We start from the raw sequence: 13,571 nt of genomic DNA, 5'->3' as shown, positions 1-13,571 counted from the left end.
GACAAGGCTTTGCGGTGCCGCCTTCTTTCCAAGCGCGCCGCACCCTGAAAGGATGATCTGATGAACATTAAACCTGCTTGCCTGCGCCTGCTGGTCACTTCCACTTTGTGTGCGGCCTCCCTACTGGCCGCTCCCGCCGTCTTCGCGCATGGGGATGGAAAGCCGCAGCACGGCGGGATCGTGCGAACCGCCAGCGACCTGTCGTTCGAGCTGGTGGCCGCCGCCGATGGCGCCACCCTCTATGTCATTGACCACGGCAAGGACTACGACACCGCCGGCGTGAGCGGCAAGCTGACGGTGCTCAACGGCGCGGACAAGTCCGAGGCCGACCTCAAGCCCGCCGGCGGCAACAAGCTGGAGGCTAAGGGCGTGAAGCTGGGCTCGGGCGCCAAGGTCGTGGCAGCGCTGCAAACCGCCGGCAAAAAGACCGTGACCGTTCGCTTCACGGTCAAGTAAGGCAACAGAGATACGCTGCGCACTATGAACGCTCACATGCATTGGCCCGCCCTGCGGGGCGGCCTGTTGGCCTTGCTGGCTGCTGCCTTGTTCGGTATCAGCACTCCGCTGGTGCAGCGTATCGGCGCGGGCGTGGGGGCGTTCTCGACGGCGGCGCTGCTCTACGCCGGTGCAGCCATCGTCGGCATGCTCTCGCGCCAGCATGTGAGCCAAGAGGCGCGCCTGATGCGCGCAGATTTTCCGCGGCTGCTGTCGATGGCAGCCTTCGGTGCCGTGCTGGGGCCGGTCGCGCTGGCCTGGGGCCTACAACACACCAGCGGCACGGGTGCCTCGCTGATGCTGACGCTCGAAGCCCTGTTCACGGCCATGCTGGCACGGCTTCTGTATGGCGAGACCATGGATCGGCGTGTCTGGGCCGCCATGCTTCTGCTGCTGGCCGGCGGCATAGCCCTGGTGCTCGACCAGGGGCGCCAGGGCGGCAGCCAGCTCTGGGGGCTGCTTGCCGTTCTGGTCGCCACGATGGCCTGGGGAGGGGACAACACCTTGTCGCGGGCGCTGGCCGAGCGTGATCCCGGCCAAGTGGTGCTGGGCAAGGCCATACTGGGCGCTTCGGCCACGGCCATTCTGGCTGTTGTGGCGGGCGATCCGCTGCCGACGCTTGGATCGGCCCTGGGCCTGATGGCCGTGGGAGCCACGGGCTACGGCCTGAGCCTGCGCTTTTACCTGCTGGCCCAGCGTGCCTTCGGCGCGGCGCGCACGGGTTCGGTGTTCGCCTTCGCCCCCTTTATCGGCGCCGCAATTGCCATTGCTCTGGGGGACCGTAGCGGCACCTGGGTCATGGCCGTGGGTGGCCTGCTGATGGTGCTGGGGGTGGTGTTGCACTTGGCGGAGTCCCACGGACACGAGCATGCGCACGAGCGACTTGAACATGAGCATGCCCATCGGCACGACGACGGTCACCATAACCACACGCACGATCCAATGCCGGTCGGCGCGCACAGCCACCCCCACGTACATGAGCCGATGGTGCATGCACACCCACATGTGCCGGATGCGCACCATCGGCACGAGCACTAGCCGCGCAGCCGGTTATGGCTCGCGCTTGGGGCTAGGTCGTATGACTCCTCGAAACACCACGAACTGCGCATTGTCCTTGTACTGCAGCTCCTGCCCGTCGCGCAGGACGCTGTAGCAGATCGGCTCATCCTTACTGATTTCCAGTTGCAGCAGGCAGAGCCGATGGCCCTTGATGGACCAGCGCGCCGTCCGCTGGCGGCCGTTTTCCGACCGCTCGACGCGCCCGTCCACAAAATACTTGTGTCCCCAGTGGCGTTCATCGGTCAGGTACTTGCCGCTGATGGCGGCCCGGATCTGCGGGCCGGTCAGCGGCACCTCCTTGGCTGCGGCGGCAAGTGCACAGAGCATGGTTCCGGCGGCGGCCAAGTGCATGAGGCGCCGGGCGATGGCGGGCGTTCGAGAGGCTTTCTGCATGGCGGGTCAGGCGGTCATGGCTGGCGGCCAGTTGTGCGTCTCGGCCTGGCATGCGCGGCACCACGCATAGAGCGCGTCGTACATCACCATGCCGTGCTGGAGCATTTCGTGGTCGTCGCTGAAGTTGTGCGACAGCCCGAGCGAGAGTGCATAGAGCCCCGCAGATTGCGGCGTCAGGTCGAGCCGGGAAGTATCAGCGCCGCGCACGACCCCCGCCAACTGATCCAGCGCCGGATCATGGAGGTGGTACTTCGCCAGGAAGGCGTCAAAGCTGCACAGATCGCCCACGTGGCTCAGCTCGACATTCGGGATGTCGTAGGGGATGGCACCGGTGGCGTTGGCGGTGCTCAGCACCTCGCTGGCCGGCACATAGAGAAACTCGGGCTCCATATCGATGAAGCGCGCGATCAGCCAGGGGCAGGCGATGCGGTCGATCTTGGGGCGTTCGCGGGTGATCCATTGCATGGTGCTACTCCTTCGTTTCAAGCGTTACGCCTACGGCCGCACCGTAGTGCAGCATCACGGCCTCCCAGCGGATTTTCTGCATGAAGGCATCCACATAGGCGGCCGCCTTGGCGCCGAAATCCATGTGGTAGGCGTGCTCGTACATGTCCAGCGCCAGCAGCGGTGTGGCTCCGACCAGCAGGTGCGTGTGGTCGGCCGCCCATTGGTTGATCAGCCGTGCCTCGCGCGTGGACCATGACAGCAGCGCCCAGCCCGAGCCGCCGCCCATGGCCTTGGCCAGCGCGGAGAATTCAGCACGCCAGCGGTCGACGCTGCCGAAGTCGCGCGCCACGGCCACGGCCAGGCCGGAGTCCGGCAAGGCCCCGTCGCCGCCCAGCGAGTCGAAATACAGCTCGTGGAGCCAGGCCGAGTTGGCGGCGATCAGCTCCTCGCGCTTCAGGCCATTGATCGCGAAGACCGGCGCGCTCGGCCAGTCCAGCTGTGCCAATTGCTGGCGGATGGCACCCAGGCGCTTGACGGCGCCGGTGTAGTTGTTCGCGTGGTGACTGACGATCAGTTTTTCGGACAAACCATGGAGGGTTGCCGGATTGAGAGTGAGGGGACGTGCTTGCAGATCCATCGCAGTGCTCCTTGGTGTGTGAGGCATCCCGTCAGGCGTGTGCGACCAGGGGATGCACGATCAGCCCGATCACGGCGGCCACCGCAACGACGGCCGGCTCGGGAATCTTCTTGAAGCGCCACAGGACGGCGGTCGTCGCCAGGGCCAGCGCCGCCGTGATCCAGTCCGTGATGGAGCGCTGCCCGATCACGATCACCGCACCCGCGATCGAGCCAATGGCCGCCGCCGTCACGCCGTCCACAAAGGCGATGACGTCCGGGCGCTTGCCGTACTTCTTGAAGTACGGGGCCGGAATGACGGTGAACAGGTAGCACGGCACGAAGGTAGCCAGCGCCGCCACCACGGCCCCCCAGAAGCCGGACACGAGAAAGCCGATGAAGCCGGTGGTGATGACCACCGGCCCTGGGGTGATCATGGCCACGGCCACTGCGTCCACGAACTGGCGGTCGGTCAGCCAGCCGTACTCTTTGACGACGCCGCCATAGAGGAAGGGCACGATGGCCAGGCCGCTGCCGAAGACAAAGCTGCCCGCATAGGCGAAGTACAGGCCGATCTGCTTGAGCTTGACCCAATCGATGGCGCTGGCCCCGAACAGGGCAGCCACGGGAGCGGCCACACTGTGGAGAGGGCCGCCGCGTTTGAGCCAGGCAGGCGGCGCGCGCCAGAACCACACCAGCACACCGGCTCCGAGGAACAGCCAGACCTCTTCGGACTGTGTGGCCACGGTGATCGCTGCGCTGATCAGAAAGATCGGCCACAGCAACCGGTCCCTGCCAATGCTCTTGGAGGTCAGCTTGTAGGCGCTGATGGCGATGATGCCGATCACCGCGGCGCCCACGCCGTAGAACACCGACTGCATCCAGCCGAGGCCGCCGTAGGCTGTATAGGCAGCGCCCAGTGCCACCACCATGAGGAAGGACGGCAGCACGAAGGCCACGCCGACAAGGGTGGCGCCGATGAAGCGGTAATGGACATAGCCCAGGTACATCGCCAATTGCGCGGCCAGCGGCCCCGGCATCAACTGGGCCAGCGCCAGGCCCTCCTTGTAGTCCGCGTCGGTGATCCACTGGCGCCTTTCCACCAGATCGCGGTACATGTAGCCCGCCAGGGCCACCGGGCCGCCAAAGCCCCAGGAGCCCAGGGCCAGCATGTAGCGCACGAGTTGCCAGAGCGTGTAGTGGGGGTCGCTTGCAACGCCCGCATCGGGCGCCGCCGTGGTGTTCAGGTCGTTCATGTTCGCTCCTGCGGTGCCTGTGTGCTACGGCTTGCGCGGGCTGGAGAAATGCGCATGGAGCGAGTCCAACACCCCGCCGATGTCGGCCAGCAACGCGTCGTCGTCCGGCCAACGCTTGCGCGCGCCGGCCAGCACGGCCTCGAAGCCGCTGGCCTCGGGCGTGGAAGAGCCGCCCACGTCGAGCACATGCACCATCGCTGCCAGTCGAGATAGACCACGGTCGTCACCGAGGCCAAAGCTCGCCAGCAGGACCTCGAACGTCACCCGCTCGCCTACATGAGAGAAGGTTGCGCTGTCGAAATCGAAGCCCAGCGCGTCAGATGGGCAGTCGGCCGGCGTGTCCAGCCACAGAAAGCGTGCGCTAGGGTCGATAAAGCGCTGGATCAGCCAGGCGCTTGCCACACGATCCACCCACAGGTGGCGGCGCGTGGCCCAGAGCCGCCCCTGGTACTGCATGCGGTCGCGCCGGGCAATGCGGCCGACCGTCGCCTGCGGCTCGCCCGGCGACTGCATGGCTTCGATGGCGTTGGCAAAGTCCCGCCATTGGGCTTCGGCGCGGATCGAGGTTTCACCGGAGAAGAAGTCGATCTTGCGGATGGCCTCGTAGGCCCGCGCGAGCTTGCGTTGCAGGCGCTGAAGTTCAGCTGCGCTCAGGCTGGAGAATGTCTGGCGCGCCTGCGCCAGTGCCTCCAGCCAGGGTGCGTAGTCGGCTGCCCGGTCGAACAGCGCCTGGAAGGTGGCCTGCTCGGCCATGTCCCGGGCCTGCACCTGCAGCAACCAGGCTTGGCCACCTTCCTGCAGAGCCTCGTCGGCCAGTGCCTGTAGCTGCGCAGCCTGTTCGGTCTGCGCGGGCAGCAGGTAGGCGCCGTCGCGCAAGGCGGCGCAGCCCAGCGCCTTGACCGCGCGCCAGATCCGCATGCGCGCCGTGGCGCTCGCGGATGGGAGGCTGACAATGAGGGCCAGCCAGGGGTCGGAACCAAGAGTCATGGCAGCAGCTTAAATCTCTGTCATGATCACTGCAATGATGTAGTTATCTCTACAAATTTATTATCACAAAGGGATCCGTGGTTCCGAATCAGCCAGACGTCGAACCGTTGCTGTCTGTTGCAGCTCCACATAAAGCACTAAGCGCACTAACCTCTCGCCATCGCCGCGCATAGGCCAGGGGTGGCATTGATGTAGTGCTCCAGACTCCGTGGCACCAGACCACACAAATCGCGGCTTGCCTTCAATGACGCGCACAGGCTCATGCGATAAAGGTGGGTACCCGCACACTGTCCTGCAGCCGGAACACACCCGTCGTTCAATTCTGCTCAGCAATCCAGCGCCGAACGTCTTCGGCCCGCCATGCCGTGATCCCGACCGACAGGCGAACCGGGGCGGGAAACACGCCAGCATTGACGCGCCGCCAGAGGGTGGACTTGGAAAACGGGACGAAGCGCAGCAGCAGCTTCTGGCGGACGAAGCCCGTCTCGGGCAATATGGGCCGCTCCGCCTGATGGGTAGGTTGAGCGGGAGAGGTGGTCGAGGTAACTCGCATGATCATTCCTTGTCTTGGCGATCGCCAAAGGTGCAGGGGGATGACCAGCTCAGTCGCAGCGAAGGTGGTCTGGAATGGCTTTCGCTGCCGAGGAACGCACAGCTCCTACCGCTGTGCAGGCGTTCCGGTCAGGCACAGGGCAATGGGTGTAGAAGGGTTTGAATCGTCAGATCATGAACACCTGTCGCCCGTGGAGCACAGAGCCAGCGGAGATAGTGTTCGATACATGGGGCCGAGTTGGACGCGGCCTGAAGGCAGGTGACGACTGCGACGCACCAGGCTGGCCAGGTGGGCTGCGGGGCGATGATCAATCATTCACCCCGCTGCGCTACTCTATGCTCGCGAGCCCATGGCGTGTCGGCTGGATTCAACGCAGTGCTGGCAATCGGCCCTGTGTGCAGCCAGTTGCCCGTGGAGACGTCACGATGCTATGCCGACTCCATCGGGACTGTGCCGGTTTCCGGAGACGTGGATGGTGGAATGTCGTCGGCCACCGCCATGCCCGGTCCTTCATCAGCCTCCGATAGGATGCTGGCTGCGGCTTCATTGGTTGGCTGCGTTTCGTCGGCATGGGGGCGTTCCGCGTCAGCTTCGCTTCTACCGTCACCCGCAGGGCGGCGTGTATCCAGCGCATTCATCTCCCTCCGTAATCGGGTCGCCAGGTTGCGCGCCCCGTTCGCAACATCACGCACCTTGCGCTTGAGCGCCGCCCTTTCGACATCGACGGCCTGCTGGGTGATGACCTCATGGATCTCGAGCGTCTGCAGCAAGGGCATCAGTTGATCGAGCTTGCCCAGTATCTCCAGATACCGGCGGCTGCTCGACGACAGAACCCCTACCTCCAGATCCAGGGGCACGGTGTCATAGGTCGCGGTGCTGGTGATGCCATTGGCGTGAAACAGCGCCTCGGCACCGTCGATCGCCTTGTTCAGTTCCTCGGCCACCTTGTCCATCTGCGACCGGATCAGCGCCTCGACCTTGCTGACGTCATCGTGGTTCAGCCGGGTTCGCGAGATCACCGAGATGAAGTGGATGCCCAGTTGGAAGGTGTTGAAGTAGCGGATGAACAGGCGCTTGCCCTCGGCGCTGGCAAAACTGGCCTTGATTTTCAAGGAGGCGGCTTCGACGCGGCGGAAGTCGGCCTTGGTTTCCTTCGCGAGGATGCGGGCGTTGACACCCCCTTGGTCATGCTTGACGAAATCGATGTCGGCCATGGTCGCGTTCTCCTAAGGCAGCGCTGTTCGGAGAAATGATCGGCCACGCTGCCAGGCATCGCCACGCGAAACGACCACGAACTCAGGTTGCTTTCGGCATTGGCAGGCATTGCGGGCGTGCCGGGCATTGACGTGCAACGGGAGGGCCCCTACTGTGCGAAGCATGCAGTAGCTGGCCCTGCACCCCCTGGCAAGCCCTGGAGTTTTCATCGACACGGCCCGAGCGCGACGCGCGGGATCGCTGTCTCGACGTAGCGCTTCCCGCCGGCGGCTTTCGAGGCCAGCCCCGTGGGCGATCACGCCCCTCGGCCTGGCGCCGAAAGCTTCCCCCGCCGGTCGCTGGCACACCGGCCCCGCAGCGCATCCCGCTGCGATCCAAGTCAGCCCTGGAGTCCCCGATCCCCACATCGGATCCGTCCACCCATCCACCCCTTGGGGCTAACCGCCCCTGATCGGTGCGTTGGCTCCCGCTTTCACGCCCAGGAGCCGACCATGCTGCACCACAGCCTTGCACCCGAGACTTTTTCCGTTCCCTCCGTCTGTGCCCCTGCGGGGGATCAGCAGTCGCCGCAGCCATTGTTTGATGCGCTGCTCCGCCGGCTGCAAGCCGGGGACGCGCCCCTTGCCCCGTCCATGGGCGCCCTCGCTTCGCTCGACGCGGACGAAGACCAGCCCATCGAATGGAGCGAGGAAGACGTCGTGCTGCTGCACTGGCGGCTGCTCAAGGAGATCGGCCGCCTGGCCGACCCCGAGACGCCGCTGGAAGAGAAGTTCGACACGCTGCGCTGGGTGTTCACCGAGCGCGACAAGGACCTCAGGCCGTTCAGCTTTGTGTCCTGCCTGCGCGTGGTTGGCTGCAGCCCGCTGTCACCGCTGCCGTACTGCGGCCTGGTCGATGCCGAGGAGGTGCGGGACTTCATTCGTCTCGCGATCCCCCAGTGGCTGCGCCAGACCCTGCTGCGCTATCCCGCCTGGGTGCGCGAAGCCATCGTGGACCACCCCGACTGGGTAGAGGCCCGATTGGCCCGCAACCCGCAGTGGATCAACGAAGAAGTCAGGCGCGTCGCCCTCGAGGGCGATCTCTTTGCCTGACGCCCCATCGTGGGAGCGCACCGCGCTCCCACCCTCAACCTCGAAAGGAGTCCGCCATGACCTCATGGAAGGATGTTCTCTGCCTGCTGGCGATCTTCGTGGCCTACGGCCTCGCCGGCCGCCTGGACTACCCGGACGCCGTCGCGATGGAAGAAACCATGCGCAATGACCTGCGGCTGCCCTGCTCCGCGCCCCCTTGCGCGACGCCGGAGGGTACCGCGCGATCGCGGCCCGATCGGTTGCCCGCGCGCCTTGGTACCAAGGCGGCATCTTCCCCATCCGTCTGTGAGCCAGACGATCACTGAGGAGTCAAGTCATGCACCACACCATTGCACATCGCACAGCCCGCGCCAGTCCCTGGCTCCCGGTTCAGGCCCTGGGCGACATCGAATACCTCGTCAAGGAAAGCGAGGTGCTGACCGGCCAGGCCGGCCGCCGCTTCGTCATCGCCGGCGCCGACCGCCTGCCTTACCGGGTGCACTGGCACCCGCTGGGTTTCAAGGTCGAGCGCCTGGACGCGAGCGGCAAGGTGCTGGATTGCCGGCACCTGCTCCCCTGGGAGTTCGAGCACCACAGCCTGGCCCAGGCCCTGGCCTGCGGCCAGTTGTTCACCGCATCGGTGCCCCGCGACATAAGCGGACGCGCCTGATTTCCCCCTACCACCCCGCCGGCGGGCTGCCCGCAGTGCGGGGCGGCCGCTGGCATTTCAGGAGATCGCCATGCAGATCCAGATCCGCATCAACGAAGAAGGCGCACTGCGCAACCAGCGCTTCGCCTTCACCGACCGGTTCACGCTGGTCACCGAGCTGCTGCAGAACGCCCGCCGCGCGGGCGCGTTCCACATCGCCGTCGAGCACCTGGCCGAAGAGCAGGTGCTGCGCGTGCACGACGATGGACATGGCATCGAGGACTTCCAGAAGCTGCTGAGCTTCCATGAGTCTGGATGGGACGACGACACGGTCACCCAGGAGCACCCTTTCGGCATCGGTTTCACCAAGGGCCTGTATGCGGCCACGCGCATCGTTGCCGCATCGGGCCTGCTGCGCGTCGACATCAACACCGCTGCGGCACTGCGGCGCGAAGCCTTCGAGGTCGAGATCATGGTGCAAGCCGTGGCGGGCACCACCATCGAGCTGCATGGCGTCCAGATCGCCGATCTCGACAATCGCATGGAAACGCTGTGCGAGGGCTTTCCGGTCGATGTGGTGTTCAACGGCAAGCCGATGGAACGCCGCTACGCCGACGATCATCTCGCGCTGGTGCCCACGCCGATCGGCGCGGTGCATGTCGCGGGCAACGGCAGCGGCAAGGCCACGCGAGACACGCTGGTCTTTCTCCAGGGCTTCTGCGTCAAGCGGCCGACCTACTTCAAGGTCGGTCACGTGAACGTCATCCATCTCGACCCGCAGCAATTCATGGCGCGGCTTCCCGACCGGGACACGCTGATCGATGCCGATCAGCAGCTCCGGCGGATCGAAGCCCAGGTCAAGCAGTCCTGGCGGATGATCCTGGAGATGGCGAAGTCACAGCTCGCGCCGCAGCAATTCGTTGCGACGTACTTCGATGCGATGCGCCAGTGGGGCCATGTGGATCTGCTCAATGACATGGACGCACTGCCTGCGGAGATTTTCCAGCGCATCACGGGCTATCCCATCCAGTCGGGCCATGGCGAGCGAGACTATCTGGCAACCGTTGCCATGGCGCCCGGTCGGCATGAGATCGAATCAGGCCAGGTCACGCTGGTGTCGCTGGGATTTCCCGACAACGAGAACGCTGGACACTGGATGCTCGCCAGGCACAAGAGGTGGATGATCGCCCAGGCCTACTACCTGGACAAGGGTCATTGGATTCACCCCCATGTCCGCTACATCGAGAGCGACAAGGCTCGGATCGAGCCGCAGTCGGAAACGGCGCGCGCCCAGTTGGAGGGCCGCTGGGTCTGGCCGCTGGTCATCGTCTGCGAGTCGGTACGCATCCGCATCGGCGACCAGGAGGCCGTCATCGTGGACGATGGCGTCTGCTGCGATGATCAGATCCTGGTTCCCGCGGAGGAAACCTCGGGCGAACCCGTGTGCCAGCTGTCCAGCTTCATCGACGAGCATGAGCGCTACCGCGAGTCCGACATGGAGGCCGACCGCGATGCGCTGGCCGCCCTGATCCGCCGCCTGCGCTCGACCGACCCTGCCGCCACGCTGGTCTCCCTGCTGTCCGACCTCGGCCTGGGGAAATATCCCCTGCTGCACGGCCAGCGCTTCGAAGTGACCGTGGGAGTCGGCGCCATGCCGGGCTGCTCGGTGGCGCTGGTCGGCGCCGATGCGCAGCCATTGCCCGACGGAGGCTGCCGTGCTGAACGCTGAGTACGCCGCCCGCATGGAGGCCGTCAAGCAGCGCGCACACGGGCGTTGGAGCGAGATCCTCGGGGCCCTGGGCCTGGACGAGCGGCTGCTCAAGCGCAAGCCTGGTCCCTGCCCGCTCTGCAAGGACGGCGTGGACCGCTTCCAGTACACCGACAAGTTCGGCGAAGGGAACTACCACTGCCGCAAGTGCGGTCCGGGCGGGGGCTTCAAGCTGCTGCAGGCCTGCAAGGGCATGGACTTCCATGCGGCGCTGTGCGCGGTCGAGAAAGTGTTGGGCATGCTGCCGCCGGCTGCGCCGGTGGATGCCGCCGCGCCGCAGTGCATGAAGAAGCTGGTGCAGCGCATCTGGAACGAGGCGCGGCCCGTCGCCCTCGGCGACGAGGTGGACCGCTACCTGCGCGGCCGGGGACTGGCCCTGGCCAGCTACCCGCCGTCGCTGCGCTTTCATCCCGCGCTGGGCTACTACCAGAAGGAAGGAGCGGCCAAGGCCCGCAAGGTGGCCGAGTACCCCGCGATGCTGGCCAGCGTGCGGGATGCCCAGGGCGCCGTGACGCTGCACCGTACCTACCTGAGCGCGGGCCGCAAGCTCGATGCACCCGATGCGAAGAAGGTGCTCTGCGGCGGCTTCTCGGGCGCGGCCGTGCGGCTGGCCGAGGCGACGGATGAACTGGCCGTCTGCGAAGGCATCGAGACCGGCGTCGCGGTGTTCCTGGCGACCGGCAAGCCGGTGTGGTGCGCGCTGAGCGCGGGCAATCTCGAGAAGCTCTGGGTGCCCGACACCGTGCGCAGCGTGTGCGTCTATGGCGACAACGATGCCGACGGCGATTTCACGGGCCAGGCCAGCGCCTATGCGGTGGCGCGCCGACTCAAGCGCGAGGAAGCCCAGAGCGGCCCCCGCACGGTGCGCGTCTTCCTGCCCCGGCAGGCGGGCACGGACTGGGCCGATGTGTGGCGGCAGCGGCAGGAAGCCAGCCTGCTGCGCGCCGCGTGACGTTCGTCGGGGAGTGGGTTCGCCCACCCCCGGCTTTTTCAGCGCAGGTTCAGGTCCTGAGCCTGCACTGAAAAGGTTTCTCCCCTGGTCGCTGCCAGACCAGGCCGTTGATGACACAGGTCATGCGGCGAAGGCAGCCTTGGAGTTCTGCGCGCAACCACGGTTGCGCCATCGTGGGCCGGCTCTCGCCGGTCCTTCATCAGCCCATGCGGGGACGTGCATCCCCGCCGGGGCTCTGCCGTCTCCGCTTTTCCTCACCGAAGGAGATTGTCATGAGAAGCGGACGTACCCTGTTGAATCTGGCACAGGAGCTGGAGCGCCAGCTCAACACCAAGAAGGATCTGGTGGTGCCCTCGCCCCTGGTGCGCCACAGCACCAGCGAAGGCGGTGGAACGACCCTCGTGGTCGAAGAAACAAGCGGGCCCGCGGCGTATGGCGTGACACCGCTCGCACGTCGCCAGCTCGCCGACAAGCTGAACATTCCGTATGCCTATTTCGAGCGCATGCGCGAGAACCAGCCGGCGCTGCTGGACCGCAACGTCAACACCTGGCTGCAAAGCGAGCCCGACCGGCGCCTGCTGCGCACCCTCGACGGGCAGGTGCGTGCCGTGCTGTCCGACCGCTACCGGCGCCTGGACAACTACGACCTGGCCGTGCATGTCCTGCCGATCCTCAAGGGCCTGCCCGAGTTCCGGTTCGAGTCGGTGGAGCTGACCGAGACGCGCATGTACATCAAGTGCGTCACGCCCCAGCTGAAGTTCGAGATGGCGCCCGGCGACATCGTGCAGGCGGGCATCGCGATCTCGAACTCCGAGGTCGGCCAGGGCACGCTGTCGGTGCAGCCGCTGCTGTTCCGGCTCGTGTGCCGCAATGGCCTGATCGTCGCGGACCGCGCCCTGCGCAAGACGCACGTCGGGCGTTCGCTCGCCCAGGAGGATGAGGGCGTGACGGTCTATCAGGACGACACCCTGCAGGCCGACGACAAGGCCTTCTTCCTGAAGGTGCGCGACGTCGTGCAGGCCGCGGTGTCAGAGGTGACGTTCCGTCAGGCCGCGGCGAAGATGCAAAAGACGCTGGGTATCCCGCTCAAGGGCGATCCTGTGAAGTCGGTCGAGGTGCTGGCCCAGCGCTACACGCTCAACGACACCGAACGCTCGGGCGTTCTGCGGCACCTGATCGCCGAGGGCCAGCTTTCGGCCTACGGTCTGGTCAACGCGGTAACGCACTACAGCCAGGAAGTCGAGGACTACGACCGGGCCACCGAGTTCGAGGTCTTGGGCGGCAAGCTGATCGAGCTGACGGCGGCTGAATGGAAGCCGCTGGCCGAAGCGGCATGAGCGGTGTCAGCGGTTCGTAAACGAACCGTGGCGGGGGGGATATTCCCCTTCCGCCCGCTTCCACGCACCGGCGCCGGCTAGCGTCAGAACACCTGCGCGCTGATGGCGCTGCGCACCTTGCCGAGGATTTTGACGCTGCGCCTTGCCGCCGCCGTTGCGCCCGTCCACTCGTAGTCCTGGTACGCCTTGTTGTCGCATTTGAGCACGATGCTCCGGTCAACGCGTCGCTCCACCCGCCGAATTAAAAGACTGCCATTGCAGGTGAACGCATAGATTCCGTTGCCTGCCAGTTGAGTCACGGTCGGATCGACAAAGACAAGATCCCCCGCCTTCAGATGAGGCGCCATTTCGTCTCCGGGGACCTGCATCGGCGTGCCCAACTGGCCATGGTGGGCAAGTGAATCGGTAATGGCCTGGATGCAATTGGCCACCTGGATGAGTTGCGTGCAGTGGGCCTGGTCATCGGCGTGCGGGCGCAGCGCGCCGATGATCTCGTCGGCACTGCAACCCAGACCCGCACACAGCCGGGCGAATGATTCCAGATCCGGCAAACCAGGCTCGCTGGCATCGAACCAGCGACGCACGCTTTGGGCCGCGCGCCGCGTGATCCCGGCCACATGCGAAACCATCTTGTCGGCGGGAATGCCCATGGCGACCAACCTCGCCTGCAAACGGTCACGCACTCCCGGAACCAGGTCGAGATCACCTTCCGAAAGGGAACGGCCTGCGCGACTCACTGCACGGCTGTCTTCCGGCCTTCCGCGCCGACTCGCTG

Annotated in this window: 16 protein-coding genes; 8 read left to right on the top strand and 8 right to left on the bottom strand. The window is 65.7% G+C overall.

Annotated features, from left to right (window positions below):
• The first annotated feature begins 60 nt into the window (after positions 1 to 60).
• Together P7644_RS06780 and P7644_RS06775 are read left to right on the top strand one after the other, a co-directional pair.
• On the top strand, positions 61 to 456 hold the full coding sequence (locus P7644_RS06780) for a hypothetical protein (protein ID WP_404302398.1): 396 nt from the start codon (positions 61 to 63) through the stop codon (positions 454 to 456).
• 36 nt (positions 457 to 492) lie between these two features.
• Positions 493 to 1,533, top strand: coding sequence for an EamA family transporter (locus P7644_RS06775; RefSeq protein WP_404302397.1), 1,041 nt, complete (start codon positions 493 to 495; stop codon positions 1,531 to 1,533).
• A 12-nt stretch (positions 1,534 to 1,545) separates the two neighbouring features.
• Here P7644_RS06775 and P7644_RS06770 read toward each other — a convergent pair whose 3' ends face one another.
• From P7644_RS06770 to P7644_RS06740, 7 genes are all read right to left on the bottom strand, one after another.
• Positions 1,546 to 1,947 (bottom strand): hypothetical protein, encoded by a 402-nt coding sequence (locus P7644_RS06770; RefSeq protein ID WP_404302396.1) that lies wholly within the window; start codon positions 1,945 to 1,947, stop codon positions 1,546 to 1,548.
• Between the two features lie 6 nt (positions 1,948 to 1,953).
• The gene (locus P7644_RS06765) at positions 1,954 to 2,412 is read right to left on the bottom strand and encodes a chromate resistance protein ChrB domain-containing protein (RefSeq protein WP_404302395.1); all 459 of its coding nucleotides are present in this window, start codon (positions 2,410 to 2,412) and stop codon (positions 1,954 to 1,956) included.
• A gap of 4 nt (positions 2,413 to 2,416) precedes the next feature.
• Positions 2,417 to 3,031 (bottom strand): superoxide dismutase, encoded by a 615-nt coding sequence (locus P7644_RS06760; protein WP_404302394.1) that lies wholly within the window; start codon positions 3,029 to 3,031, stop codon positions 2,417 to 2,419.
• A gap of 31 nt (positions 3,032 to 3,062) precedes the next feature.
• Complete coding sequence (locus P7644_RS06755; protein WP_404302393.1) at positions 3,063 to 4,265, bottom strand: chromate transporter; 1,203 nt, start codon at positions 4,263 to 4,265, stop codon at positions 3,063 to 3,065.
• A 24-nt stretch (positions 4,266 to 4,289) separates the two neighbouring features.
• Positions 4,290 to 5,252, bottom strand: coding sequence for a chromate resistance protein ChrB domain-containing protein (locus tag P7644_RS06750; protein ID WP_404302392.1), 963 nt, complete (start codon positions 5,250 to 5,252; stop codon positions 4,290 to 4,292).
• 316 nt (positions 5,253 to 5,568) lie between these two features.
• Positions 5,569 to 5,805, bottom strand: a complete 237-nt coding sequence (locus P7644_RS06745) for a helix-turn-helix transcriptional regulator (protein WP_404302391.1) — start codon at positions 5,803 to 5,805, stop codon at positions 5,569 to 5,571.
• Between the two features lie 428 nt (positions 5,806 to 6,233).
• Entirely contained in the window at positions 6,234 to 7,019 is a 786-nt protein-coding gene (locus P7644_RS06740) for a DUF1845 domain-containing protein (RefSeq protein WP_404302390.1), read from the bottom strand.
• A 633-nt stretch (positions 7,020 to 7,652) separates the two neighbouring features.
• On the opposite strand from P7644_RS06740, the gene P7644_RS06735 reads away from it, so the two are divergent.
• The 6 genes from P7644_RS06735 (at position 7,653) to P7644_RS06710 (ending at position 12,796) form a co-directional block, all read left to right on the top strand.
• Positions 7,653 to 8,111 carry a hypothetical protein gene (locus P7644_RS06735; RefSeq protein WP_404302389.1) on the top strand — a complete coding sequence of 153 codons (459 nt, stop codon included), beginning with the start codon at positions 7,653 to 7,655 and terminating at the stop codon, positions 8,109 to 8,111.
• 56 nt (positions 8,112 to 8,167) lie between these two features.
• Complete coding sequence (locus P7644_RS06730; protein WP_404302388.1) at positions 8,168 to 8,416, top strand: hypothetical protein; 249 nt, start codon at positions 8,168 to 8,170, stop codon at positions 8,414 to 8,416.
• Between the two features lie 11 nt (positions 8,417 to 8,427).
• A complete protein-coding gene (locus tag P7644_RS06725) occupies positions 8,428 to 8,760 on the top strand; it encodes a hypothetical protein (protein ID WP_404302387.1) in 333 nt (110 codons plus the stop codon).
• Between the two features lie 70 nt (positions 8,761 to 8,830).
• Entirely contained in the window at positions 8,831 to 10,468 is a 1,638-nt protein-coding gene (locus P7644_RS06720) for an ATP-binding protein (RefSeq protein WP_404302386.1), read from the top strand.
• Positions 10,455 to 11,459: a toprim domain-containing protein gene (locus P7644_RS06715; protein WP_404302385.1), complete on the top strand. Its 1,005-nt coding sequence runs from the start codon at positions 10,455 to 10,457 to the stop codon at positions 11,457 to 11,459. Before P7644_RS06720 ends, P7644_RS06715 begins: the two co-directional genes overlap by 14 nt.
• Before the next feature lie 272 nt (positions 11,460 to 11,731).
• The gene (locus P7644_RS06710) at positions 11,732 to 12,796 is read left to right on the top strand and encodes a DUF932 domain-containing protein (RefSeq protein ID WP_404302383.1); all 1,065 of its coding nucleotides are present in this window, start codon (positions 11,732 to 11,734) and stop codon (positions 12,794 to 12,796) included.
• 83 nt (positions 12,797 to 12,879) lie between these two features.
• Here the strand turns inward: P7644_RS06710 and P7644_RS06705 are convergent, their stop codons facing one another.
• Entirely contained in the window at positions 12,880 to 13,446 is a 567-nt protein-coding gene (locus P7644_RS06705; RefSeq protein WP_404302382.1) for a helix-turn-helix transcriptional regulator, read from the bottom strand.
• Positions 13,447 to 13,571: the final 125 nt, after the last annotated feature.

The sequence above is a fragment of the Alicycliphilus denitrificans genome, assembly GCF_044792555.1.
GTDB classification, from domain to species: Bacteria; Pseudomonadota; Gammaproteobacteria; order Burkholderiales; family Burkholderiaceae_C; genus Alicycliphilus; species Alicycliphilus denitrificans_A.
This window is presented reverse-complemented; position numbering and strand designations above follow the sequence as displayed.